The organism is Streptomyces sp. NPDC031265 (genome assembly GCF_055570295.1).
Genome location: NZ_JBVIHM010000015.1, coordinates 1 through 24,045, shown reverse-complemented (window position 1 = coordinate 24,045; position 24,045 = coordinate 1). Strand labels below are relative to the sequence as shown.

At 72.8% G+C, this 24,045-nt stretch carries 20 protein-coding genes; 10 read left to right on the top strand and 10 right to left on the bottom strand.

Annotation, left to right across the window (positions count from 1 at the left end; genetic code table 11):
• Window positions 1-94 precede the first annotated feature (94 nt).
• Complete coding sequence (locus ACZ499_RS22790; protein ID WP_468677462.1) at window positions 95-1,750, top strand: MDR family MFS transporter; 1,656 nt, start codon at window positions 95-97, stop codon at window positions 1,748-1,750.
• 445 nt (window positions 1,751-2,195) lie between these two features.
• Here the strand turns inward: ACZ499_RS22790 and cseC are convergent, their stop codons facing one another.
• The 6 genes from cseC to ACZ499_RS22760 all read right to left on the bottom strand — a co-directional run bounded on the left by cseC (window position 2,196) and on the right by ACZ499_RS22760 (window position 7,521).
• Entirely contained in the window at window positions 2,196-3,497 is a 1,302-nt protein-coding gene (gene cseC / locus ACZ499_RS22785; RefSeq protein WP_385545208.1) for a two-component system sensor histidine kinase CseC, read from the bottom strand.
• Window positions 3,498-3,609: 112 nt separating this feature from the next.
• Entirely contained in the window at window positions 3,610-4,314 is a 705-nt protein-coding gene (gene cseB, locus ACZ499_RS22780) for a two-component system response regulator CseB (RefSeq protein WP_468412798.1), read from the bottom strand.
• A gap of 60 nt (window positions 4,315-4,374) precedes the next feature.
• The gene (locus tag ACZ499_RS22775; RefSeq protein ID WP_468677460.1) at window positions 4,375-4,977 is read right to left on the bottom strand and encodes a hypothetical protein; all 603 of its coding nucleotides are present in this window, start codon (window positions 4,975-4,977) and stop codon (window positions 4,375-4,377) included.
• A 41-nt stretch (window positions 4,978-5,018) separates the two neighbouring features.
• Window positions 5,019-5,627: a SigE family RNA polymerase sigma factor gene (locus ACZ499_RS22770; RefSeq protein WP_468412794.1), complete on the bottom strand. Its 609-nt coding sequence runs from the start codon at window positions 5,625-5,627 to the stop codon at window positions 5,019-5,021.
• Between the two features lie 315 nt (window positions 5,628-5,942).
• On the bottom strand, window positions 5,943-6,854 hold the full coding sequence (locus tag ACZ499_RS22765) for an HhH-GPD family protein (RefSeq protein WP_468677457.1): 912 nt from the start codon (window positions 6,852-6,854) through the stop codon (window positions 5,943-5,945).
• Window positions 6,855-6,906: 52 nt separating this feature from the next.
• The gene (locus tag ACZ499_RS22760; RefSeq protein WP_468677454.1) at window positions 6,907-7,521 is read right to left on the bottom strand and encodes a phosphatase PAP2 family protein; all 615 of its coding nucleotides are present in this window, start codon (window positions 7,519-7,521) and stop codon (window positions 6,907-6,909) included.
• Between the two features lie 112 nt (window positions 7,522-7,633).
• On the opposite strand from ACZ499_RS22760, the gene ACZ499_RS22755 reads away from it, so the two are divergent.
• Window positions 7,634-8,491, top strand: coding sequence for a hypothetical protein (locus ACZ499_RS22755; protein WP_468677453.1), 858 nt, complete (start codon window positions 7,634-7,636; stop codon window positions 8,489-8,491).
• Window positions 8,492-9,152: 661 nt separating this feature from the next.
• Here ACZ499_RS22755 and disA read toward each other — a convergent pair.
• Both disA and radA read right to left on the bottom strand, forming a co-directional pair.
• Window positions 9,153-10,277: a DNA integrity scanning diadenylate cyclase DisA gene (disA, locus tag ACZ499_RS22750; protein ID WP_468412787.1), complete on the bottom strand. Its 1,125-nt coding sequence runs from the start codon at window positions 10,275-10,277 to the stop codon at window positions 9,153-9,155.
• 36 nt (window positions 10,278-10,313) lie between these two features.
• Entirely contained in the window at window positions 10,314-11,723 is a 1,410-nt protein-coding gene (gene radA / locus ACZ499_RS22745) for a DNA repair protein RadA (RefSeq protein ID WP_468412785.1), read from the bottom strand.
• A gap of 249 nt (window positions 11,724-11,972) precedes the next feature.
• Here radA and ACZ499_RS22740 point away from each other — a divergent pair, with 249 nt between their 5' ends.
• Window positions 11,973-13,649, top strand: a complete 1,677-nt coding sequence (locus ACZ499_RS22740) for a BACON domain-containing protein (protein WP_468677449.1) — start codon at window positions 11,973-11,975, stop codon at window positions 13,647-13,649.
• 20 nt (window positions 13,650-13,669) lie between these two features.
• Here ACZ499_RS22740 and ACZ499_RS22735 read toward each other — a convergent pair whose 3' ends face one another.
• On the bottom strand, window positions 13,670-14,482 hold the full coding sequence (locus tag ACZ499_RS22735) for a DUF3109 family protein (RefSeq protein WP_385545237.1): 813 nt from the start codon (window positions 14,480-14,482) through the stop codon (window positions 13,670-13,672).
• A 40-nt stretch (window positions 14,483-14,522) separates the two neighbouring features.
• On the opposite strand from ACZ499_RS22735, the gene ACZ499_RS22730 reads away from it, so the two are divergent.
• From ACZ499_RS22730 to ilvD, 4 genes are all read left to right on the top strand, one after another.
• Window positions 14,523-15,455 (top strand): Ppx/GppA family phosphatase, encoded by a 933-nt coding sequence (locus ACZ499_RS22730; protein WP_468412779.1) that lies wholly within the window; start codon window positions 14,523-14,525, stop codon window positions 15,453-15,455.
• Between the two features lie 102 nt (window positions 15,456-15,557).
• Window positions 15,558-16,373, top strand: coding sequence for a sugar phosphate isomerase/epimerase family protein (locus tag ACZ499_RS22725; protein ID WP_188272957.1), 816 nt, complete (start codon window positions 15,558-15,560; stop codon window positions 16,371-16,373).
• Entirely contained in the window at window positions 16,370-16,744 is a 375-nt protein-coding gene (locus tag ACZ499_RS22720; RefSeq protein ID WP_468677447.1) for a helix-turn-helix domain-containing protein, read from the top strand. Before ACZ499_RS22725 ends, ACZ499_RS22720 begins: the two co-directional genes overlap by 4 nt.
• A 313-nt stretch (window positions 16,745-17,057) precedes the next feature.
• Window positions 17,058-18,908, top strand: a complete 1,851-nt coding sequence (ilvD, locus tag ACZ499_RS22715; RefSeq protein ID WP_468677445.1) for a dihydroxy-acid dehydratase — start codon at window positions 17,058-17,060, stop codon at window positions 18,906-18,908.
• A gap of 34 nt (window positions 18,909-18,942) precedes the next feature.
• On the opposite strand, the gene ACZ499_RS22710 is transcribed toward ilvD, so the two are convergent.
• Window positions 18,943-21,129 (bottom strand): protein kinase domain-containing protein, encoded by a 2,187-nt coding sequence (locus ACZ499_RS22710; RefSeq protein ID WP_468677444.1) that lies wholly within the window; start codon window positions 21,127-21,129, stop codon window positions 18,943-18,945.
• A gap of 137 nt (window positions 21,130-21,266) precedes the next feature.
• On the opposite strand from ACZ499_RS22710, the gene ACZ499_RS22705 reads away from it, so the two are divergent.
• The 3 genes from ACZ499_RS22705 to proC all read left to right on the top strand — a co-directional run bounded on the left by ACZ499_RS22705 (window position 21,267) and on the right by proC (window position 23,062).
• The gene (locus ACZ499_RS22705) at window positions 21,267-21,557 is read left to right on the top strand and encodes a peptidase (RefSeq protein ID WP_468677443.1); all 291 of its coding nucleotides are present in this window, start codon (window positions 21,267-21,269) and stop codon (window positions 21,555-21,557) included.
• Between the two features lie 48 nt (window positions 21,558-21,605).
• The gene (locus ACZ499_RS22700) at window positions 21,606-22,091 is read left to right on the top strand and encodes a hypothetical protein (protein ID WP_468677441.1); all 486 of its coding nucleotides are present in this window, start codon (window positions 21,606-21,608) and stop codon (window positions 22,089-22,091) included.
• 161 nt (window positions 22,092-22,252) lie between these two features.
• Window positions 22,253-23,062: a pyrroline-5-carboxylate reductase gene (gene proC / locus ACZ499_RS22695; protein WP_468677439.1), complete on the top strand. Its 810-nt coding sequence runs from the start codon at window positions 22,253-22,255 to the stop codon at window positions 23,060-23,062.
• Window positions 23,063-24,045 lie beyond the last annotated feature (983 nt).

Here is a 24,045-nt window from a genome sequence, read left to right as displayed (position 1 = left end):
CTTACTTGACGCCCGGCTAGTAGGGGGTCTACTTTCCCCAGTGTAGTAGTAACTAGCCGGGCGGCAAGTAAGTGTGGGGCAGGGAGTGGGAGAGATGGCACAACAAACTCAGCCGGAGGCCGGTTCGGCCGCGGCTCCAGAGGCCGGGCCGAAGCAGCGCAGCGTCCGAGTGGTCCTGCTGGCCCTGATGATCGCGATGCTCCTCGCGATGCTCGACAACATGATCGTCGGCACCGCGATGCCCACCATCGTCGGTGACCTGGGCGGTATGGCCCATCTGTCCTGGGTGGTCACCGCGTACACCCTGGCCACCGCCGCCTCCACGCCCATCTGGGGCAAGCTCGGCGACATGTACGGCCGCAAGGGCGCCTTCCTCAGCTCCATAGTCGTCTTCCTGGCGGGCTCCGCGCTCAGCGGCATGGCCCAGGGCATGGGCCAGCTGATCGGCTTCCGGGCGATCCAGGGCCTGGGCGCGGGCGGTCTGATCGTCGGCGTCATGGCGATCATCGGTGAGCTGATCCCGCCCCGGGAGCGCGGCAAGTACCAGGGCATGATGGCCGGTGTCATGGGCATCGCCATGATCGGCGGCCCGCTGGTCGGCGGCTCCATCACCGACCACCTCGGCTGGCGCTGGTCCTTCTACATCAACCTGCCGCTCGGCGTGGTCGCGCTCGTGATGGTCACGGCCGTCCTGCACCTCCCGAAGAAGAAGTCCAAGCCGAAGATCGACTACCTCGGTACGGTGCTGCTGACCATCGGCATCACGTCGATCGTGCTGGTCACCACTTGGGGCGGGACGGAGTACGCCTGGGGCTCGGCCCGGATCATGGAGCTGATCGCGCTGGGCGTCGCGTCCCTGGTCGGCTTCCTCTTCGTCGAGACGAAGGCGGCCGAGCCGATCGTGCCGCTGCACATCTTCCGCAGCCGCAACTTCTCGCTGATGGCGGCGATCGCGTTCATCACGGGCTTCGTGATGTTCGGCGCGGTCCTCTTCCTCCCCCTCTACCAGCAGTCGGTACAGGGCGCCTCGGCCACCAACTCGGGCCTGCTCCTGCTCCCGATGCTGCTGTCGATGACGGTCGTCTCCCTCTTCGCGGGCCGCGTCACGACCTCCACGGGCCGCTACAAGGCGTTCCCGATCGTCGGCAGCATCCTCATGGTCACCGGCCTCTACCTCCTCTCCACGATGGACACGGGCACCACGCGGCTGACCTCCGGCCTGTACATGGCGGTCCTCGGCGCGGGCATGGGCTGCCTGCTCCAGATCACGATGCTGGTGGCGCAGAACAGCGTCGAGATGAAGGACATCGGCGTCGGCTCCTCCACGAGCACGCTGGCCCGTACGCTCGGCTCCTCCTTCGGCGTGGCCATCATGGGCGCGCTCTTCAACAGCCGGGTCCAGGACGGGATGACCGCGCAGGGCGGGGCCGGGGTCACCCAGCAGTCCGCCCAGCTCGACGCGGCGAGCCTGGCGAAGCTGCCGGTGCAGCTGCGGGAGGCGTACCAGCACGCGGTGTCGTCCGGTACGCACGGGGCGTTCGTCCTGGGTGCGGCGGTCGCGCTCGGCGCGGTGGTGGCTTCGCTGTTCGTGAAGGAGGTGCCGCTGCGGGGGGCGGGCCCGAAGCCGGACGCGGCGCCTGGCACGGCCCCGGCTGACGCCTCGGCTCCCGCTCCGGCGGAGGTGGCTGATGGCTCGGCTCCGACCGACACGGAGACGGCTGCGCCGCCGACGGTACGCGAACGCGTCTGACCCCCTCCCTCCTTAGCCCGAAGGCCCCCGGACCCTGTCCCCTGGGGGCCTTCGTGGTGCCCGGGGGTTGATTCCCCACCCCACCCCTTCCCGAAAGCCCTGGGCGGGCGGCCGGGTGGTGGGCTGAGGTGGGGGGGAGGAGGAAGGTCTACTGGGGGCTACGCCCCCAGACCCCCAAGCGGGGGCTCCGCCCCCTGCACCCCTGGCGGGGCTGCGCTCCCGGGTGGGCGGGGTCTATCGGGGTGGCCATTACAGGGGGCTGCGCCCCCTGCGCCCCGGCGGGCCGCGCTCCTGCACCCCTGGGTGGGTGGGGTTTACCGAGGTGGGGGCATTACAGGGGGCTGCGCCCCGACCCCCGAGCGGGGGCTGCGCCCCCTGCACCCGAGCCACCCGCCACCGGCACCGCCCCCAGCCCCTACCCCTACCCCAGCCCCGACCTCAGCCCCTACCCCTGAGGCGGCAGAACCGGGAAGCTCCCCGTCGCCGTAGGGGCGTGCTCCGGGAGCCAGAGGACCGCGATTGCTCCGCCCGGCGTCGAGGGGGAACCCGCCGCGTTCCGGAACGTCAGGCGCGCGCCCAGTACCCGCGCCTGGCCCGCCGCGATCGTCAGGCCCAGGCCGTGGCCGTGGCCCGCCCGGTCGCTGCTGCCCGTGCGGAAGCGGCTCGGCCCCTCCCGCAGCAACGCCTCCGGGAAGCCGGGGCCGTGGTCGCGGACGCGCACCACGCGGCCCTCCACAGTGACCTCCACCGGCCCCGCCCCGTGCTTCGCCGCGTTCCCCAGCAGATTCCCCAGGATCCGCTCAAGACGGCGCGGATCCGTGTTCACCCACGACTCGTGGACGACCCGTACCGTCACCTCGGGATCCAGCACCGCCACCCGCCGGCTCACGAACTCGCCGAGCGCGATCTCCTGGAGCTCCGCCCGCTCGGACGCGCTGTCCAGCCGGGCGACCTCCAGTACGTCCTCCACCAGCGTCCGCATCGCCTGCGCCCGGTTGCGTACGAGCTCCGTCGGCCGCCCCGGCGGCAGCAGCTCGGCCGCCGTCAGCAGCCCCGTCACCGGCGTACGCAACTCGTGCGCGATGTCCGCCGTGACCCGGCGCTCCGCCTCCAGCCGCTCCTGCAATGCGTCCGTCAGCGCGTCGACCGCCCGCGCCAGCTCATCCGTCTCGTCGCGTACGACCCCGCCGATCGCGTCTCGTACGCGTACGTCCGTATGCCCCTCGGCCACCTTCGTCGCAGCCGCCGCGGCCTTCCGCAGCCGCCGCGAGATCTGCCCGCCGATCAGGATGCCGAGCGCGCACCCACCGAACACGACCGCCACAGAGCCGATGACCAGGGCCCGGTCCAGGTCCGAGATCACATTGGAGCTGCGGTCGGTGAACGTGCTGTGCAGGGACAGGATGTCGCCGTTGCCCACCGGCACGGCCGCCCAGATGTCCGGCACGCCGCCCTTCGGCTCCTGGACGGACGTGGCCTTGCGGCCCCGGTCCGTCTTGGCCTTCAGATCGGCCGGCAGCGCCGGGTCGTTGAGCTTCGCGCCGAACCGCGTCTGCTTGCTCGTCTCGTAGATGCGCTGCGCGAACAGCACGCGGTCGAGCTGGAGGTCGCGCGCGTTGTCGAGCATCGAGACGCGCGCCGCGTTGTGCACGACGAGGCTGAGCGCCATCACGGTCAGCGCACCGACGGCGGTGATGGCGATACTGATCTTCCAGCGGACGCCCGTCCGCAGGGTGGGCCGCCTCACGCGCCCCTCACCCACGCCTCACCCGCACCCGAACCCTCACCCGTACCCGCAGGCGCACCCGAACCCGTGCCCACGCCCGAACCCGTGCCCACCCCCACGCCCGCGCCCACGCTCACGCCTTCAGTTTGTAGCCGAAGCCACGCACGGTCTCGATCCGGTCCTGCCCGATCTTCGTCCGCAGCCGCTGCACATGGACGTCCACCACGCGCGTGTCACCGCCCCACCCGTAGTCCCACACCCGCTCAAGGAGCTTGTCGCGGGAGAGCACGGTACCGGGCGCCGACGAGAACTCCAGGAGCAGCCGCATCTCGGTCGGGGTGAGGGCGACGGTCTCACCGCCCTTGCGGACCTCCATGCCCTCGGTGTCGACCTCCAGGTCGCCGAAGGCGAGCATCCCGCCCTCGGGGTCCCCGTCCGTCTCGGCCGCGCCCGCGCCGGGCCCGCCCGCGTGCCCGAAGCGCCGCAGCACGGCACGGATCCGGGCGACGAGCACGGCCCCGTCGAACGGCTTGGTCACATAGTCGTCCGCGCCCGCCTCCAGGCCGAGGACCACGTCGATCGAGTCCGCGCGCGCGGACAGCATGATCACGGGGACGGTCGACTCGTCGCGGATACGGCGGCACAGGCTGACGCCGTCCAGGCCCGGGAGCATCACGTCGAGCAGCGCGATGTCCGGCTGGTCGGCGCGGAACGCCTCCAGGCCGGAGAGTCCGTCGGGCATGGCGGTCACGGTGAAGCCGTCGCGCTCCAGCGCGAGCTGGGTGGCTTCACGGATGACGTCGTCGTCCTCGACGAACAGGACATGGGTCTCGGCCATCGTGCTGCTCTCAGTTCCTCGGCGTGCGCTTGCGCTGTTACGTACGGATGCGGCGGGCGGTCAGGGCGAGGCCGGCACGGGCGCCTCGGTGCCCTCGTCGTTGCCGACCGCCTTGCTGAAGTCGTTCTCCACCTGGTCGTGCTTGGCGAACTTCGTGCCCGACCAGCGGTAGGTCGTCACGATCTCACTGGAGGCGAACGCCGGCTTGTCGCCCTTGGCGTACATCTGACGGGTCACCACCAGGTCGCCCCGGTCGATCTCCGCGTAGACCGGCGCTTCCTCGGAGGTGAAGACATTGTCGTACGAGGAGCCGTCCTCGCGGTACACATAGGAGCCGAGCCCCACGGCATCTCCGCAGGTCATCACGTTCACCACGACGTCCTGGCCGGTGGCGCCGGTGATATGGCCGTACGAGACGTCGATCGGGTACTCGTCCTTCACACAGGGCTTCAGATCCGCCTTCACGCGCTCGCTGACCTTGGGGTCGGCCTTGAGCAGCCGTACGGCGTTGACCTTCTTGAAGGGTGCCGCGGCCGTCGCGGTCGGCGTCGGCGAGGCGTGGCCCGCGACCTTGTCGGTGTGCGCCTCGCCCTCGTCGCGCGTCCCCGTGCCGCCCGTCGAGCATCCCGCCGCGAGCAGGCCGAAGGCGGCGAGCCCGGCCATCGCCGTGGTTCCCGCCGCCAGTACGCCCCCTCTGCCCCTGCCTAGGCCGCGCACCGCTCCCGCCCCTTTTCGTCGCGCTCGTTGCGGCCGACCCGGCGGTCGGCCTGACGGCCCACCCGGCCGTCACGTCCCTCGGCGTTGCCGAGGGCGTGGAAGTCCAGCTCGCGGCTCTCCAGCTCCTGCCGGAGCCGGGCCAGTGCCCGGTGCAGCGTGCTCTTGACGGTACCCGCCGACATCCCGAGGGCCGCGGCGGTCTCCTCCGTGCTCATCTGCTCCCAGTGTCGCAGCACCACGACGCTGCGCTGCTTGGGCGCCAGGACTTTCAGTACGTCCATCAGGAGGGCGCGGTCGGCGCGCTGCTCGGAGCCGTCCTCGATGCGCGCGTCCGGCAGCTGCTCGGTGGGCACCTCTTCGAGCTTGCGTGCGCGCCACCACTCGGTCCGCGTGTTGATCATCACGCGGCGCAGGTACGCGTCGGCGAGCGCCTTGTCGGCGATGCCGTCCCAGCGGCCGTACGTACGGGCCAGGGCGGTCTGCAGCAGGTCCTGCGCGTCCACCGGGTCCGGAACCAGCCGCCGGGCGCTGCGCAGCAGGGCCTCCTGCCGGGTGCGTACGTACTCTTCGAACTCGAGCACCTCGCCGTGCGCCATACCCAACCGCCTCCGTCCCCGTGACTTCCCTGCCTGTCCCACTTACCTGACTGAAGCTACGGAGCCGTTGTCACGGGCCTGTGCGGAGCAGCCGTCGGGGGGCGCACGGTGAGCCATCGGTTGTGTAACAACAGAGGTTTGACCCGTGTTTTCAAGGGGTACGGGCGTGTCCCCGCGGTGACGGAGAGCTATCCCGAAGAGGGGCGGGCCTGGTCAACTGGGGTCGCTGGACCGGGTGTTCCCGCCCCGTGACGGTCGGTCATGACAGTCAGCTGTGACGGTCGGCCGTGACACTCGGGCGGGGCGGGAGTCCGGTCAGGTCAGCGGCAGCCGGTACACCCCGCCCGCGAGCGGCTCCACCAGTCCGTCCGCGACCAGCCCGTCCAGTGCGCGGGCCCGCTGCACCGGTTCGTGCCACACCGCGTCCAGCGCCGCCTGCGGTACGGGATCCACCGCCTCCCGCAGCACCGCGAGCAGCTTGCCGCGCACCTGGCGGTCGGTCCCGGCGTACGTCTGGCCGCGGCGCGGCGGCCCGTCGTGCGCGGGCTTCCCGGCCATGTGCCAGGCGCAGCGCGCGGCGATCGGGCACCGCCCGCAGTCCTCGTTCCTGGCCGTGCACACCAGCGCGCCCAGCTCCATCGAGGCGGCCGCCCAGCGGGCCGCGCGGGCCTCGTCGTCGGGCAGCAGCGCGCGGGCGAGGCGCCGCTCGGCGGCGGTGGTGGCGTTCGGCGGGTACTGGACGCCGGTGACGGCCCGCGCGAGGACCCGGCGGACGTTGGTGTCCAGGACCGCGTGGCGCTGCCCGTACGCGAAGGAGGCGACGGCCGCCGCCGTGTACTCGCCGATCCCGGGCAGCGCGAGCAGCCGGGCGTGGTCGCTGGGGACGTCACCGCCGTGCCGTTCCGTTATCGCCACGGCGGCCCCGTGCAGCCGCAGCGCGCGGCGCGGGTAGCCGAGCCGCCCCCAGGCGCGCACGGCCTCGCCCGGCGCGTCGGCGGCCAGGTCGGCCGGGCGCGGCCAGCGGGCCAGCCACTGCTCGTACACCGGGAGCACCCGGCTCACGGGCGTCTGCTGGAGCATGAACTCGCTCACCATCACCCCCCAGGCACCGGCCTCGGGGCGGCGCCAGGGCAGGTCGCGCGCGTGCTGGTCGAACCACCCGAGGACGGGGGTGTGGAGAGCGTCGGGGGAGACCGTGTCGGGGTCGGTCGTCGGCATCGTCGTCATCGCACCCCCGATCCTGGCACGGAACGGGGGTGCGACGGGCACGGCGGGCCGCTCAGCGGCGGGCGTGCAGGGGCGCGCCCGGCCCGGTCAGCCAGACCGCGGCGCCGTTGCCGCTCGCCCGCATCGACTCGACCAGCGAGCGCACCGGGCGCGTACCGGCCTTGGCCATGAAGAACGCGACGGCCGTGCCGAGCAGCAGGCCCACCGCCACGTCGTGCGGGTAGTGCACGCCCACGTACACCCGCGAGAACGCCATGAGCAGCGCCATCGGCACGGTCAGCGCCCAGATGCGCGGCCAGGCCAGCGCGAGCGCGACGGCCGCGCCGCCCGCGATGGTGGCGTGGTTGGACGGGAAGGACCAGTCACCGTTGGCCGGGCAGGTGATCAGGGAGGCGGCGGCGCCCTTGACCGCGCGGCACGGGCGCTCCTCGTCCACCAGCGACTTGACCACCTCGCTGGCGATGTACGCGGCGGCGGTCGCCAGCGGGGCGAGCAGGGCCAGCGCCATCGCCGTCGGACCGGCCCGGCGCGCCCGCCACCAGCAGACGACGAACAGCACGCCGAACAGGATCAGCCCCACCTCCGTCCAGAGCTCGACGAGGTGCTGCAGCCACGAGGGGTTGTCGTGGGCGAAGTCGGTGATGTCGCGGTAGAGATCGCTATCCATGGTGACGGACAGTATGGAACATCGCCCTCCGGAATGATGATCCGGAAAAGTTGCGGAAGGCGAGCGGCGGGTGGGGCGGGAGTTGGTGCGGAACTCTCGTAGAGTTTCGCCCGTGGGATCTCTGCGCAATCCGGTCGGGCCGCTTCCCTCCTCCATCTACTGGCGACGGAGGGCAGTCGCGCTGTCCTTGCTCGCGCTGCTCGCGGTGGTGATCCTATGGGCCGTCAGTTCCGGTGGCGGAGGCGGCAGTAAGGGCAGCGGCAACGACAAGGGCGCCCACCCGGCCCCCTCGATCACGCCGGGACCCGGGAGCTCGGGGCCGGCGATCAGTACGGCGCCGGGCGGCCGTGACGAGTCCCCCGGTGGCTCCGCCTCGTCCTCCCCCGCCTCGTCCTCCTCCGGCTCGACCGCCGGTTCGTCGTCCGGCGGCGGTGCGGGCGGTTCGTCCGACGGCGCGGGCAACGGGGGCGCGGACGGCGGGGGCTCGGCGTCCGGAGGCGGCGCGGGCGCCGTCGGCGGCGGCTCCTCCGACGGCGGTACGGCGCGACAGGTACCCGCGGGGTCCTCGCTGCCGGTCTGCGCGCCGGGTCAGCTGAAGCTGACGGTCCGGAGCATGAAGAACGTGTACGCGCCCGGGGAGAAGCCGCGGGTCGAGATCTCCGTCCAGAACACGACGGCCTCCACCTGCAAGGCGGACCTCGGGCCCAAGGGCGCGGTGCTCGTGGTGACGGACTCCGGCGACAGCAAGGTGTGGGCGTCGGACGACTGCCCGAGCGGGTCGGGGAGCGCGCTGTACCAGGTGCCGGGCAATGCGACGATCACGCACATCGTGGCGTGGGACCGGACGCGGAGCGCGGCGCGGTGCGCGACGCCGGCGCCGGGGGGGCCGGCCCCCGGGACGTATCTCTTCGAGGTGCAGGCGACGGGGCTGCCGGTGGGGCGAGCGCCGTTCTCTTTGACGAAGGACTAGCCCCACCCCGCCCCTTCACCTAAACCCTCCGGGGGTGGGTGGGGGGTTGAGGTGATCTCCCGGGGGCTCCGCCCCTGGACCTCGGGCGGGGTTGTGGCCGTGGACCTCGGGCGGGGCTGTGCCCGTGGACCTCGGGCGGGCCTGCGCCCCTGGACCTCGGGCGGGGCTGTGCCCCTGGGCCCGCTTGCGGGGGCCTGCATCCCTTCGCGGGGCCTGCGGCCCCTGCACCCCGCTCACGGGGGCTCCGCCCCCGATACCCCCGCCGGGGCTTCGCCCCCGCCCCCGCTTCGGGGCTTTGCCCCGGACCCCCTTCGTCTGCAGGCAGCCTGTGGCTGGTCGCGCAGTTCCCCGCGCCCCTGAAGGGGCGGGAGCTTCGCTCCCTGCCCCCCCGCTCCTCAAACGCCGGAGGGGCTGAATCTTGGCCGGGCCCCCTGAACCTGACCCGTCCGCGCTGGACACCCCCATCCCCCTAAGGGGCGCGGGGAACGGCGCGCTCAGCTCCCACCGGCCCGCAGATGAACACCGGGCCGAGAGGGGGCGCGGGGAACGGCGCGCTCAGCCCCCACCGGCCCGCGGGCGAACACCGGGCAAGAAGGAGCGCGGGGAACGGCGCGACCAGCCACACACAGCCCGCAGCCGAGATCACCGCACCCCGGCGGAGCTAGACGTAACGCTCCAGGATCGACGACTCCGCCAAGCGGGACAGCCCTTCCCGGACGCTCCGCGCCCGCGCCTCGCCGACGCCGTCCACCGCCTGGAGGTCGTCCACCGACGCGGCCAGGAGTTTCTGGAGGCCGCCGAAGTGTTCCACCAGGCGTTCGATGATCGCGCCGGGGAGGCGGGGGACCTTGGCCAGGAGGCGGTAGCCGCGGGGGGAGACCGCGGAGTCCAGCGTCTCGGGGGAGCCGCTGTAGCCCAACGCCCGCGCCACTATGGGGAGTTCCAGGAGCTCCGCGTGGGTGAGCTCGTTCAGCTCCGTCAGCGCCTCCGGCACCGTGCGCGAGCGCTTCGCCGTGGGCTCGGGCACGTAGTCCCGGACCACCAGCTCGCGCTCGGGCTCGACGCCCGCGATCAGCTCGTCCAGCTGGAGCGAGAGCAGCCGGCCGTCCGTGCCCAACTCCACCACGTACTCGGCGATTTCCGTGGCGATACGTCTCACCATCTCCAGGCGCTGGGCCACCGCCGTCACGTCCCGGACCGTCACCAGGTCCTCGATTTCGAGGGCGGAGAGCGTGCCCGCCACCTCGTCCAGGCGGAGCTTGTAGCGCTCCAGCGTCGCCAGCGCCTGGTTCGCGCGCGAGAGGATCGCCGCCGACTCCTCCAGGACCCGGCGCTCCCCGTTCACGTACAGCGCGATCAGGCGCATGGACTGGGAGACCGAGACCACCGGGTAGTTGCACTGCTTGGAGACCCGGTCCGCCGTGCGGTGGCGGGTGCCGGTCTCGTCCGTGGGGATGCCCGCGTCCGGGACCAGCTGCACCCCCGCCCGGTGGATCTTGGTGATGTCCTTGTCCAGGACCAGCGCGCCGTCCAGCTTGCACAGCTCGCGCAGCCGCGTCGCGGCGAACTCGACGTCCAGGACGAAGCCGCCCGTACACATCGAGTCGACCGTCTTGTCGAGGCCGAGGACGATCAGGCCGCCCGTGTTGCCCCGGAGGATGCGCTCCAGGCCGTCGCGGAGTGCGGTTCCGGGCGCGACGGCGCTCAGCGCGGCACGCATCAGTACTTCGTTGCCGGAGCCTGTGCCGGACTTGCCGGATCCCGCTGCCCGGTCGTTGGCTGCCACTGCACTCCTCCGGTCGCAGACGTTCGACGGCAAAGTCTACCGGCGCTCTTCCTCCCCCCGTGGGGCGTCCGCGCGACGCCCGCGGGGCAGCACCCGGAGCGCGTCCCCCATGTCGGCGACTTCCGTGACCTTCATACCGGCCGGGACCTTCCCCGGGTCGGACGGCACCAGCGCGTGCGTGAAGCCCAGGCGGTGGGCTTCGGCGAGCCGGCGCTGGACGCCCGTCACCCTTCTGACCTCGCCCGCGAGCCCCACCTCACCGATCGCCACCAGGTTCTTCGGCAGCGGGGTATCGCTCGCCGCCGACGCCAGCGCGAGGGCGATCGCCAGGTCCGCAGCGGGCTCGGAGAGCTTCACGCCGCCGACCGTCGCGCTGTAGATGTCGCGCTTGCCCAGCGCGCTGATCCGCCCGCGCTGCTCCAGGACCGCCAGCATCATCGAGACCCGGGAGGTCTCCAGGCCCGACGTGGTGCGGCGGGGGGAGGGGATCTGGGAGTCGACGGTGAGGGCCTGGACCTCGGCCACCAGGGGCCTGCGGCCCTCCAGGGTCACCGTCAGACAGGTGCCCGGCACCGGTTCGTCCCGCCGGGTGAGGAACAGGCCCGACGGGTCGGCCAGGCCCGTGATGCCCTCGTCGTGCAGTTCGAAGCAGCCGACCTCGTCCGTCGCCCCGTACCGGTTCTTCACGCCGCGCACCAGGCGCAGGCGCGCGTGGCGGTCGCCCTCGAAGGACAGGACGACGTCCACCAGGTGCTCCAGGAGGCGGGGTCCCGCGATCGCGCCGTCCTTGGTGACGTGGCCGACGAGCAGCGTCGCCATCCCGCGCTCCTTGGAGGCGCGGATCAGCGCGCCCGCCACCTCGCGCACCTGGGCCATGCCGCCCGGCGCGCCGTCGATCTCCGGGGAGGCCACGGTCTGGACGGAGTCGAGGACGAGCAGGGACGGCTTGACCGCGTCCAGATGGCCGAGGACCGCGGAGAGGTCCGTCTCGGCCGCCAGATACAGATGGTCGTTGAGCGCGTTGATCCGGTCGGCGCGCAGCCGGACCTGGCTCGCGGACTCCTCGCCCGTCACATACAGCGTGCGGTGCTCCTCGCCGGCCGCCTTGGAGGCGACGTCGAGCAGCAGCGTGGACTTGCCGACGCCCGGCTCGCCCGCGAGCAGCACCACCGCGCCCGGGACGAGCCCGCCGCCCAGGACGCGGTCCAGCTCGTCGACGCCGGTCGAGCGCGCGGTGGCCTGGCGGGCGTCCACCTGGCCGATCGGCACCGCGGCGGTGGAGACCCGGCCCGCCGACGTGGTGCGCACAGCGGGCGCGCCGTACTCCTCGACCGTTCCCCACGCCTGGCACTCGGGGCAGCGGCCGAGCCACTTGGCGGTCGTCCAGCCGCATTCGGTGCAGCGGTAGGACGGCCGGTCCTTCGCGGATTTCGTACGGGTAGCCATGGCGTCACCGTAGCGGCGACCACTGACAGCGCCTCCGGGCGGCGGGCCCTCGGGGGCTGGGCGGCGGCGCGTCCACGGCTGAAAGCCGTTCCCCCACAGAGGGGAAGGCAGCGTTCCGCACCGGGGAAGGCAAGCTTCCGCGACGGAAGACCGGGTTCCTGTCCCCTTTTGAGGGATACCTTCACCCGTAAGGAGTAAATGTGCTCAAGGGGCGCTAAGGACCCGGGATCCTGCGCCTACCTTCGCCGGGTGAAGAGCAGCGGTCTGGATCACCCCACGCACACCACCGGCGCACACCGGGCGCAGCGCCATGCGCCCGGGACGTTGACCCAGCGGCCGCCGACGCGCTACGAGGCGTATCTCAACGGACTGTTCACGTACTGCCTGTCCGTGCTCTGCGACCACGAGGGGGCCGTCCACGTCCTCGGTGAGGTCCTCGCCGTCTCCGAGCGGCAGCACGCGCGCTGCCCCGAGACCGAGGCCGAGCGCAAGGCGTGGCTGTACGCGCTCGCGCGCTGGTCCTGTCTGCGCAAGCTCGCCGAGCGCAAACGCGACCGCAAGGGCGCCCACACCGGCCGCCCGCAGGCGTGCGAGCAGAGCACCTCGGCCCCCGTCGCGGCCGAGGAGGCCGAGCGGCGGCGCCGCGAGCTGGCCCTGCTCGCCTGGCCCGAGGCCGCCGGCACCACCCCCGAGCAGCGCGAGGCCCTGGAGCTCGCCGTCCGCCACCAGCTGGGCCCCCGCGAGGTCGCCTCCGTCCTCGGCATGAGCTACCCGGCCGCCCGCGAACTGCTCGCCGCGGGCGCCTGCGAAATCGAGCGGACCCGGGCCGCGCTCGCCGTCGTCGAGACCGGCGGCTGCCCGTCGGTCGCCCGGCTCACCGGCGACCACCAGGTGCTGCTCTCGGCGGCCCTGCGCCGCGAGCTGGTCCGGCACGTCGACGACTGCCCGCGCTGCCGCCGCGCCGCCGAGCGCGCCGGGGCCGCCGGGCCCTGGCCGGGCTCCTCGGTCACCCCGGACGCGCTGCCGCTGGCCGAGGCGCCGCTCGCGGCCGCGTACGCGGCGATGCTCCACGTGCCCAGGACCCGCGCCGGCGCGCCCCGCTTCGACCGGTCCGGCTTCCCGATGGACCCCAAGGACCGCGCCGCCCGCCGGGACCGGCTGCGCGCGCGTGCCGTGACGACCACGGTGGTGGCCACGGTCGTCGCCGCGCCCGCCTTCGCGCTCTGGGCCGCCTACCGGGGCGCCCCCGCGACCGGCGAGTCCCACGACGGCACCAAGGTCACCGCCAGCGAGGCCGACAGCTCCGCGCTTGAGGGGCTTCCGTACGAGCGCTACCAGAACGCGGGCAACGCCCGCACCGACCCCGACCCCCGCGTCGCCGAGGGCAGCCGCGCCCCCGCCGACGTCTCCGTGGAGGTCGTCAGCCCGGGCTCGGCCAGCCCGACGAGCCCCGGCGACCTCACCGTCTCGGCCCGCTCGCAGGGCGGCGTCACGGTCCTCACGCTCACCGCGACGGGCGACGCCCCGGTGAGCTGGTCGCTGTGGACGGACGCACCCTGGCTCGTCTTCAGCAGCACGGGCGGGACGCTGGAGGCGGGCGGAAACGTATCTGTGTACGTCTCCGTCAACCACGCGCGCGAACCGCGCGGCCCGTGGTCGGCCCGGGTGGGCCTGCGGCCCTCGGGCGCGGTCGTACGGATCACCGGGACCGGGCAGGGGACGCGGGCCATCCCGCCCGCCTCGCCCGACCCCGGCACGCCGTCCTCGCCGGACCCGAGCCCGCCGACGACACCGACGACGCCGCCCGCCTCCCCGACGCCGACCAGCCCGACGCCCACCCCGACCGCTCAGTCCCCGACCCCGACGGCCCCGTCCTCGCCGCCGGACACCCCGAGCGGCACGGCGCCGTCGGAGCAGCTGTCATGAGTGCGCCGCCGGTACGGCCGTCAGCGGGCCGGGTCCGCCGGGTGCGGTGCCACCAGCGGCAGCGAGGACGCGAGCCGCGCCTCGCACAGGCCCACGAGCACGTCGTACGCCTTCTTGCCCATCAGCTCGGTCAGCTCCGGCCGGTAGGTCACATAGACCGGCTCGCCCGCGCCGTGCGCCGAGGTCGCCGAGGTGCACCACCAGTGCAGGTCGTGGCCGCCCGGACCCCAGCCGCGCCGGTCGTACTCACCGATCGAGATCTGCAGCACACGCGTCTCGTCCGGCCGGTCGATCCAGTCGTACGTACGCCGCACCGGCAGCTGCCAGCAGACGTCCGGCTTGGTCTCCAGCGGCTCCTTGCCCTCCTTGAGCGCCAGGATGTGCAGCGAGCAGCCCGCGCCGCCCGCGAACCCGGGCCGGTTCTGGAAGATGCAGGAACCTTCCCACCTGCGGGTCTGCCGCTCGCCGTCCTCGTCGAGCTGGACCCAGCCGCTCTGCGTGCCCTCGTCGTGGAACTGCCACAGCTCCGGCGTGAGCCGCGCCACGTGCCCCGCCACGCGCTTCTCGTCGTCCTTGTCCGAGAAGTGCGCGCCGAGCGTGCAGCAGCCGTCGTCGGCGCGGCCCGCCTGGATGCCCTGGCAGCCGCTGCCGAAGATGCAGGTCCACCGCGAGGTCAGCCAGGTCAGGTCGCAGCGGAAGACCTGTTCGTCGTCGGCGGGGTCCGGGAACTCGACCCACGCGCGCGCGAAATCGACCCCCTGCTCGTCCGCTCGCTGCTTGGGGGTCCTGGGGGCCTTGGCTTTGCCCGGCTTCGCCTTTTTCGTCTTTGGCACGGGACCAGCGTATGTCCGCGACGGCAGTAGCGTTCAGCCCATGAGACTCGGAGTCCTCGATGTGGGGTCGAATACGGTTCACCTGCTGGTGGTGGACGCGCACGCCGGTGCCGCGCCGCTGCCCGCGTACTCGCACAAGGCCGAGCTGAGGCTCGCCGAACTCCTCGACGGGGACGGTGCGATCGGACCGGAAGGCGTCGACCGGCTGGTGACCACGGTCAGCGGCGCGCTGATCGCGGCCGAGGACAAGGGCGTCGAGGAAATGCTTCCGTTCGCCACCTCCGCGGTGCGCGAGGCCAGCAACGCGGACCTGGTGATCGCCCGGGTCAAGGAGGAGACCGGCGTCGACCTCGGTGTCCTCTCCGGCGAGGAGGAGGCCCGCCTCACCTTCCTCGCGGCCCGCCGCTGGTACGGCTGGTCCGCCGGGAAACTGCTGCTCCTGGACATCGGCGGCGGCTCCCTGGAGGTCGCGTACGGGATCGACGAGGAGCCCGTCGCGGCCGTCTCGCTGCCGCTGGGCGCCGGCCGGCTGACGGGGGCCTGGCTGCCCGGTGACCCGCCGGACCCCTCCGACGTACGGGCGCTGCGCCGCCACGTACGCGCGCAGATCGCCCGTACGGTCGGCGAGTTCGCCCGCACCGGCTCCCCGGACCACGTGGTCGCCACCTCCAAGACCTTCAAGCAGCTCGCCAGGATCGCGGGCGCCGCCCGCTCCACCGAGGGCGTGTACGTGCAGCGCACCCTGAGCCGCAAGTCGCTGGAGGAGTGGGTGCCCAAGCTCGCCGCGATGACCACCGAGCAGCGCGCCACGCTGCCGGGCGTCTCCGAGGGCCGGGCGCGCCAGCTGCTCGCGGGGGCGCTGGTGGCCGAGGGGGCGATGGACCTGTTCGGGGTGGAGGAGCTGGAGATCTGCCCGTGGGCGCTGCGCGAGGGCGTGATCCTGCGCCACCTGGATCAGCTGCCGGCGGGATGACGGTGTGCTGACGGGGGTGGCGGGCCCGGTGCGGGCGAAGGGTTCCGGCCAGGTGGGCGGTCCCCTCGCGGCCCCTCTTGTGGGTGCCCGTACGCTGTCTCCGTGGCAGAACCAGTAGTGCGCATCCCGGATGCGAAGGTCGCCCTGTCGACGGCTTCGGTCTATCCGGAGTCGACGGCGACGGCCTTCGAGATCGCCGCACGCCTGGGGTACGACGGCGTCGAGGTCATGGTCTGGACCGACCCGGTCAGCCAGGACATCGACGCCCTGCGCCGCCTCTCCGACTACCACCAGGTGCCGATCCTGGCCGTTCACGCCCCCTGTCTGCTGATCACCCAGCGGGTCTGGTCGACCGACCCCTGGGTGAAGCTGCAACGGGCGAGAGCCGCGGCCGAGAAGCTGGGCGCCTCCACCGTGGTGGTGCACCCGCCGTTCCGCTGGCAGCGCCAGTACGCCCGCGACTTCGTCACCGGCATCTGGCGGATGGCGGACGAGACGGACGTACGATTCGCCGTCGAGAACATGTACCCGTGGCGCTACCGCGACCGGGAGATGCTCGCGTACGCACCTGACTGGGACGTCACCAAGGACGACTACCGGCACTTCACGGTCGACCTCTCGCACGCCGCGACCGCCCGCACCGACGCGATGGCCCTCGTCGACCGCATGGGCGACCGGCTCGCCCACGTCCACCTCGCCGACGGCAAGGGCTCGGCCAAGGACGAGCACCTGGTGCCCGGCCGGGGCAACCAGCCGTGCGCCGAGCTCCTGGAGGGCCTGGCCCGCACCGGCTTCGACGGGCACGTCGTCATCGAGGTCAACACCCGCCGGGCCATGTCCGCGGCCGAACGCGAGGCCGACCTCGCGGAGGCCCTCGCCTTCACCCGGCTGCACCTCGCCTCGAAGGTGCGCCGGTGACCGGCACGGCTTCCGCGTCCGCCCCGTGCTGCCGGGGCCGGGGCCGTCCGTCGCGCGCCGAGGCCGACAGCGGCCCCGGGGCGCGCGAGCGGGTCCTGGAGGCGGCCCGCGCGGAGTTCGCCCGGCGCGGCTACGACAAGACGTCCGCACGCGGCACCGCCGAGGCGGCCGACGTGGGCGCGGCACTCGTCCACCACTACTTCGCCACCAAGGGCGAGCTGTTCGAGGCGACGGTCGAGATGACCCTGGAGCCGGTCCAGCCGGTCCAGCCGGTCCAGCCGGGCCCGGCGGTGGTCGGCGCCGACGCCTCCCTCGACGGCGTCGGCGAGCGCATGGGCCGCTACTCCATCGAGGTCACGGACCCGGGCTGATCCCCCGGCCTCCCCTTCCCCCCGCCGCCGCGTGGGCACACGGGCCGCGCCCGCAGACGAACAGGGGCCCGGGGTTGGAGCCCCGCAACGGGGTCCGGGGCGAAGTCCCCGGGAACCTCCCCCCTCCACCACCGGAGGGTTTCGGAAAGGGGCGGGGCAGGGGAGCCCACCCGCCGCAGGCGCCACACCCCGCGCATGCCCGAATGCCGAGCCACCCGTCCCGCCATCCGGACACCCTGTCCGGATCTTGGAGCCGGAGCGTACGCTCGAAGCAGCCCGATCTGGCTATTCAGGATGCTGAGGAGCGACCGCAATGCCCGAGCTGAGGTCCCGCACCGTCACCCACGGCCGCAACATGGCCGGCGCCCGCGCCCTGATGCGCGCCTCGGGCGTAGCCGGCGCGGACATCGGCAAGCCGATCATCGCGGTGGCGAACAGCTTCACCGAGTTCGTGCCCGGCCACACCCACCTCGCCCCCGTCGGCCGCATCGTCTCCGACGCGATCCTGGCCGCCGGCGCCGTCCCCCGCGAGTTCAACACCATCGCGGTCGACGACGGCATCGCGATGGGCCACGGCGGCATGCTCTACAGCCTGCCCTCCCGCGACCTGATCGCGGACAGCGTGGAGTACATGGTCGAGGCCCACTGCGCCGACGCCCTGATCTGCATCTCCAACTGCGACAAGATCACCCCGGGCATGCTGATGGCCGCGATGCGCCTCAACATCCCCACCGTCTTCGTCTCCGGCGGCCCGATGGAGGCCGGCCAGGCCACCCTCGTCGACGGCACCGTCCGCAAGCTCGACCTGATCAACGCGATCAGCGACGCGGTCAACGAGAACGTCTCCGACGAGGACATCCTCCGTATCGAGGAGAACGCCTGCCCCACCTGCGGCAGCTGTTCCGGCATGTTCACCGCCAACTCGATGAACTGCCTGACCGAGGCCATCGGCCTGAGCCTGCCCGGCAACGGCTCGGTCCTCGCCACCCACACCGCCCGCCGCGCGCTGTACGAGAACGCGGCCCGTACGGTCGTCGACATCACCAAGCGGTACTACGAGGACGACGACGCCTCCGTCCTCCCGCGCAGCATCGCCACGCGCGCGGCGTTCGAGAACGCCATGGCCCTCGACATCGCCATGGGCGGCTCCACCAACACGATCCTGCACCTGCTCGCCGCCGCCCAGGAGGCCGAGCTCGACTACGGCCTCCCGGACATGGACGCGATCTCGCGCCGCGTCCCGTGCCTGGCCAAGGTCGCGCCCAACGTGGCGCCCTCGACCACGTACTACATGGAGGACGTTCACCGCGCGGGCGGCATCCCCGCCATCCTCGGCGAGCTCTACCGCGCGGGTCTGCTCAACGAGGACGTCCACGCCGTCCACTCCCGCTCGATCAAGGAGTGGCTCGACGCGTGGGACGTGCGCGGCGGCTCCGCGACGCCCGAGTCGGTCGAGCTGTGGCACGCGGCCCCCGGCTGCGAGCGCTCGGCGACCGCGTTCTCCCAGTCCAAGCGCTGGGAGACGCTGGACACGGACGCGGCGAACGGCTGCATCCGCGACGCCGCTCACGCGTACTCGCAGGACGGCGGCCTGGCCGTCCTCAAGGGCAACCTCGCCGAGGACGGCTGCGTCGTGAAGACGGCCGGCGTCGACGAGTCCATCTGGACGTTCGAGGGCCCGGCGGTCGTCTGCGAGTCGCAGGACGAGGCCGTCGACAAGATCCTCCGCAAGGAGATCAAGGAGGGCGACGTCGTCGTCATCCGCTACGAGGGCCCCAAGGGCGGCCCCGGTATGCAGGAGATGCTCTACCCGACGTCGTTCCTCAAGGGCCGCGGCCTCGGCAAGTCCTGCGCGCTGATCACGGACGGCCGCTTCTCCGGCGGCACTTCGGGCCTCTCCATCGGCCACGCCTCGCCCGAGGCGGCGTCCGGCGGCACGATCGCCCTGGTCGAGGACGGCGACCGCATCCGCATCGACATCCCCAACCGTACGATCGAACTCCTCGTCCCCGAGCCCGAACTGACGACTCGGCGGGAGGCCCTGGGCGGCGTGTACGCCCCGAAGTCCCGCGAACGCAAGGTCTCGGCAGCCCTGCGGGCGTACGCGGCGATGGCCACGAGCGCGGACAAGGGCGCGGTGCGGGACGTGTCGAAGCTGGGCTGACGCCGGCGGAGGGTGAAGGGGGCTGCGCTCCCCTTCACCCTCCTGCCAGCGCCCCCGCCTCCACTCCGAACACCGCCCCGTCCGGCGCACTCCCGAACACCCGCCCCCCACCCAGCGCCGGCGCCCCCAGGCTCGCCGTGAACGTGTCGCGCCCAGACGCCATCCGCGGACCGGTCTGCCCGACCAGCACGCCCCGCCCCGCGTCCACGGCCAGCAGCCGCCCGTCCGAGGCGGTCACGTACACCCGCCCATCGCCCGCGACCGGCCGCGAGGCGCGGGCCGCGCCCGTCTCCAGCCGCCAGAGCTGCGCGCCGCGCCCCGCGTCCACCGCGAGCAGCGACCCGCCCGCCCCGAACACGTACACCGTGTCGCCGTCGACCGTCGCCTGAGCCTGGTCGACGGGGGCGGGCAGCGGCGTACGGCGTACGGCACGGGTCGCGGTGTCCAGGCGTACGACCGCCGTCGTGAAGCTGTCGGCGTCCGCCGCGAGCAGGGCGAGCGCCCCGCCCGCCACCCCGACGGGCCCCAGCGAGCCCGGCAGCCGCTTGGTCCAGAGCACCTTGCCGGTGTCCGGCGCGACGGCGGTGACCAGTGAGGTCGCCGCGTCCTCGGCCACCGACACGGCGTACAGCGCGGTACCGCCGGGCGCCGCCATCCACTGCGCCGTCGCGGCGGCGGGCCGCCCGTGCCAGCGCTCCTTGCCGGTCGCGCTGTCGAGGCAGCGCACCTCGCCGTTGTCGGCGGTGAACACGACGGACGTCGCGCCGAAGGCGAGCGCGGCGTGCGCCGGGACCGGGCGGGCCCAGCGCCTGGCGCCGGTCGCCGGGTCGAGCGCCTCAAGGCGGCCCGAGCCCGGCGGCGCCACGAGGACGAGCCCGCCGGAGACCCGGGGCTGCCCGTCGTCGGCCACCCGCCCGGTCGCGCCCTTGGCCTTCACCGACCACAGGACGCGGCCGTTCGCCGGATCGAGCCGGGCCGCGGTGACGCCGGGTGCGGCGCAGTACAGGGCCCCGCCCGCCCCGGCGAGGGAGCAGGCGGGCGTGCGGTTGCCGTCCCCGGCGCCCGCGAGCGGCACGGCCCAGGGAGTGAACGCGGCGGTCCGGCGGGCCTCTTGACCGGTCGGACCGGTCGCCCGGGGGCCGCTGTCGTCCCCGCCCGCAGCCATCCGTACACCCACCACCCCACCCGCGACCACAGCCGCCAGGGCGGCACCGGCGGCGGCCCACCGCAGCGGCCGGCGTCCCCGTCGGGGAGTCGCGGACGGCTCGGCGGCGGCCCGCTTGTGCGTGGGCACATCGGAGGAACCGTCCTCCTCCCCGCCCGGCCAGGGCCGCCCCGGCACCTTCTCGACCGGGTTGCGGAACCGCTGGGTCGGGATGAAGGCCTCGGTCCCGTACGCCGCCGAGCGCAGCTCCGCCATCAGCTCGTCCGGCGTGGGCCGGTCCTCGGGCTTCTTGGCGAGACAGCTCCGCAGCAGCGGTACGAGATCGTCCGGGACGCCGGTCAGATCGGGCTCGTTGTGCACCACCTGATACGCCACGATGTAGTGGCTCTCGGAGTCGAACGGCCCGTTCCCGGTCGCCGCGTGCACCAGGACCGCGCCCATCGCGAAGACGTCGGCGGCGGGCCCGACCTCGCGCGGCGACTGGAACTGCTCCGGCGCCATGAACGGCGGGGTGCCGATGAGCTTGCCGGTCTCGGTGCGCAGATCGCTGTCGTACGGGCGCGAGATGCCGAAGTCGATGACCTTGGGCCCGTCGGCGGCGAGCAGGACGTTGCTGGGCTTGAGGTCGCGGTGCACGACCCCGGCGCGGTGGATGTCGCGCAGGGCCTCCGCGAGCCCGGCGCCGAGCCGCCGTATCTGGGAGGGGTCGAGTGGCCCGTTCCGCTTCACTTCCTCGGCGAGCGTGGGCCCGGGGATGTAGAGGGTGGCCATCCAGGGCCGCGCGGCCGTCGGGTCGGCATCCACGACGGACGCGGTGAAAGCCCCGCTCACCCGCCGCGCGGCCGACACCTCCTGCCGGAACCGCGCCCTGAACTCGGGGTCCTTGGCGTGCTGGGCGTGGACGACCTTGACGGCCAGGCGCAGGCCGGAGGCGGACGCGGCCAGATGGACCACGCCCATGCCGCCGGTGCCGAGCGTCGACTCCAGCAGGTACTGCCCCGCGTACTCCGGATGCTCTGCTTCTGGGCCCGGCCCCGTGCTGCGCAGCGGCGGCATCGCCCACCCCCGTGTGTTCGTCCCCGAGCGCGACGCTCGGAGCCTAGTCGATGATGCGTGCGAGACCCGAGGGGCTTGCTAGCCTGCGGGTCGCGTACGCGGCGTACGCACAGTGACGGTGATGGGGGAGGTCCGAGATGACTGCGGAAGAGCTCGCGGGCATGGAGGCCGAGGCGACGACGAAGCGGTACCCGGTGGCGCCCGGCGTCCAGGTGAACGTCCGCAGCGGCCCCGGCACGGGATACCCGGTGGTCAAGGTGCTGCCCGCCGGGGTGAGCGTCCCGATCAACTGCCAGTGCCCCGGAACGACGGTCTCCGGCCCGTACGGGACGACGAACATCTGGGACAACATCGCCAACGGGCAGTACGTGTCGGACGCGTACGTGAAGACGGGCAGCGACGGTTACGTGGCGGTCCGCTGCGGCTGAACCCGCTTCTCGCGGCCGGGGGGTAATGCCGGGGGGATAATCAAGCCCATGAGCGACCAGAACGGCAATGGCGGGGGCGGCCCCGAGCCCGAGCCCATCCGTTTCTTCGGCACGACGTGGGTCGGCCACGACAACGGCTACGGCCTGCGCCGCGCCGGGGTGGCGATCGGCGCCCTGGCCGCGGCGGTGGCGGCGTGCTTCGTGCTGCGTTTCGCGTACGAGGGCCTCCAGATCGCCGACACCGGCAGCTTCGTGACCGTCATGGTCGTGGTGATGTTCGCGGTGTGCAGCGCGATGGCGTTCCGCAAGACCTGGGAGGGCTTCGGCGCGCGCCCCACGGACCCCGAGCGGGAACGCTCGCTCCAGGGCCTGAAGGCGATCGGCTTCGTCGGCTCCCTCCTGGCGTACGCCTTCCGGGCCCTCCGGGAAGCCCCCGGCGAATCCCTCCACCGCAAGGAGTACGAGGACGCCCTGACGCGCTACGAACGCCGCAAGGGGAACCCGGCGAGCCGGAAGCGACCGAAGCGGAAGTAGTTGCCCGGGGGCTTCCGTTCCCCCCAGACCCCCTGCTCCTGGGGCTTGCCCACCCGCTCGCCCGTTGCTGGGGTCGCCGCTCCTCGGACACCCCACCCCCCACACCCCGCACGGTGCGAGGATGACGATGTCAGACCCCGCACCACCCGGAGGGTGACCGCATGACCCACACCGTCGCAGTCCTCGGCACCGGCAAGATCGGCGAAGCCCTCCTGAGCGGGATGATCCGCGCCGGCTGGAACCCCGCGAACCTCCTGGTCACCGCCCGCCGCCCGGAACGCGCCGAGGAACTCCGCACCCGTTACGGCGTCGAGTCCGTCACCAACGCCGACGCCGCCAAGCGCGCGGACACCCTGATCCTCACCGTGAAGCCCCAGGACATGGGCCGCCTCCTCGACGAGCTCAGCCCGCACGTCACCCCCGACCGCCTGGTCATCAGCGCCGCCGCCGGCATCCCCACCGCGTTCATCGAGGAACGGCTCGCGCCGAACACCCCGGTCGTCCGCGTCATGCCGAACACGCCCGTGCTCGTCGACGAGGGCATGTCCGTCATCAGCGCCGGCAGCCACGCGACCCCGACCCACCTCGCCCACACCGAGGAGATCTTCGGCGGCGTCGGCAAGACCCTGCGCGTCCCCGAGTCCCAGCAGGACGCGGCCACCGCACTCTCCGGCTCGGGCCCGGCGTACTTCTACTACCTGGTCGAGGCGATGACCGACGCCGGCATCCTGCTCGGCCTGCCGCGCGCCCAGGCCCACGACCTGATCGTGCAGGCGGCCATCGGCGCCGCCGTGATGCTCCGCGACAGCGGCGAACACCCGGTCAAGCTCCGCGAGGCGGTCACCTCCCCGGCGGGCACCACGATCAGCGCGATCCGCGAGCTGGAGAACCACGGCGTACGGGCCGCCCTGATCGCCGCCCTGGAAGCAGCCCGCGACCGCAGCCGGGAGCTGGCCTCGGGCAACGGCTGAGCCGCTCCCTCTCCCTGCGCATCTCCTTCTCTCCACCAGTCCCTCTCTACTAGGGCGTGTTTCGAAAGTCCCGTCTGCCCGGCGGCGTCTGGCACGCACGCTCGCCGCGTTGTCGGGATCACCCCGATACAACCAGTATCGGGGCGACCCTCCGCCTTGCGATCGCACGCACCAGACGCCGCCGGGCCCGCCCTTCGGGCGGACGACGCTATTTTCGAAACACGCCCTAGTCCCGCCGGCGACACCGCACGGAAGCGACGGCGGCGCCCCGCCCACGAGCAGGACGGACGCCCCCACCACCAGCGCGGCGGCCCTGACGGGTGCCCCTTCGGCCACCTCACAGGCGGCCCGCAGGGAATCACCGGCAGATGTGACAGCGTCCGCTCCCACCACGCGATACGTGCTCCCCACTCCGTACTCCGTACGGGCCCGCCTCACCCCGCGCCGCCGCGTTCCGGGCGAGCGGCGCCCGTACGGAGTGAAACTGCGCCGCATACCGACACGAGTTGCGGAGCAGTCCGTTCCAGCCGATCCGCCTCGGCTCGTGACACCTCGTCCCCGCACTGCCGCAGCCGGTCGATCTCGCCGCCCGTCTCACGGTTGACGATCGGCCGTCCCGCCATCCCTCCCTCGGCCGTAAGAACCAGCCAGACGCCCTCGGGGCCGGGGTTGACACGCACTTGGCCCGTACGTAGTGTTCTCCGAGTTGTCCGACGTGAGCGCCGACTCCGGTCGGTCCCCGGACAGCCATTCCGCACCAACCACTTGATCCGAACAGCGGTCACCGCCGTTTCGTTTTTCGTGTGCTTTTGCGAAATGAGGAATCCGCGTTCGATAAGGACGCAGCCCCGATTGGATCGGGGGCCAGGATTCCGCTAAAGTCTCACTCGTCGGAACGGCCCAACGGCCGGGAAGACAAACCGACTTGACCCGGGAGACCGGAAAGCAGGCCCGAAAGGATCTGATAGAGTCGGAACCGCCGG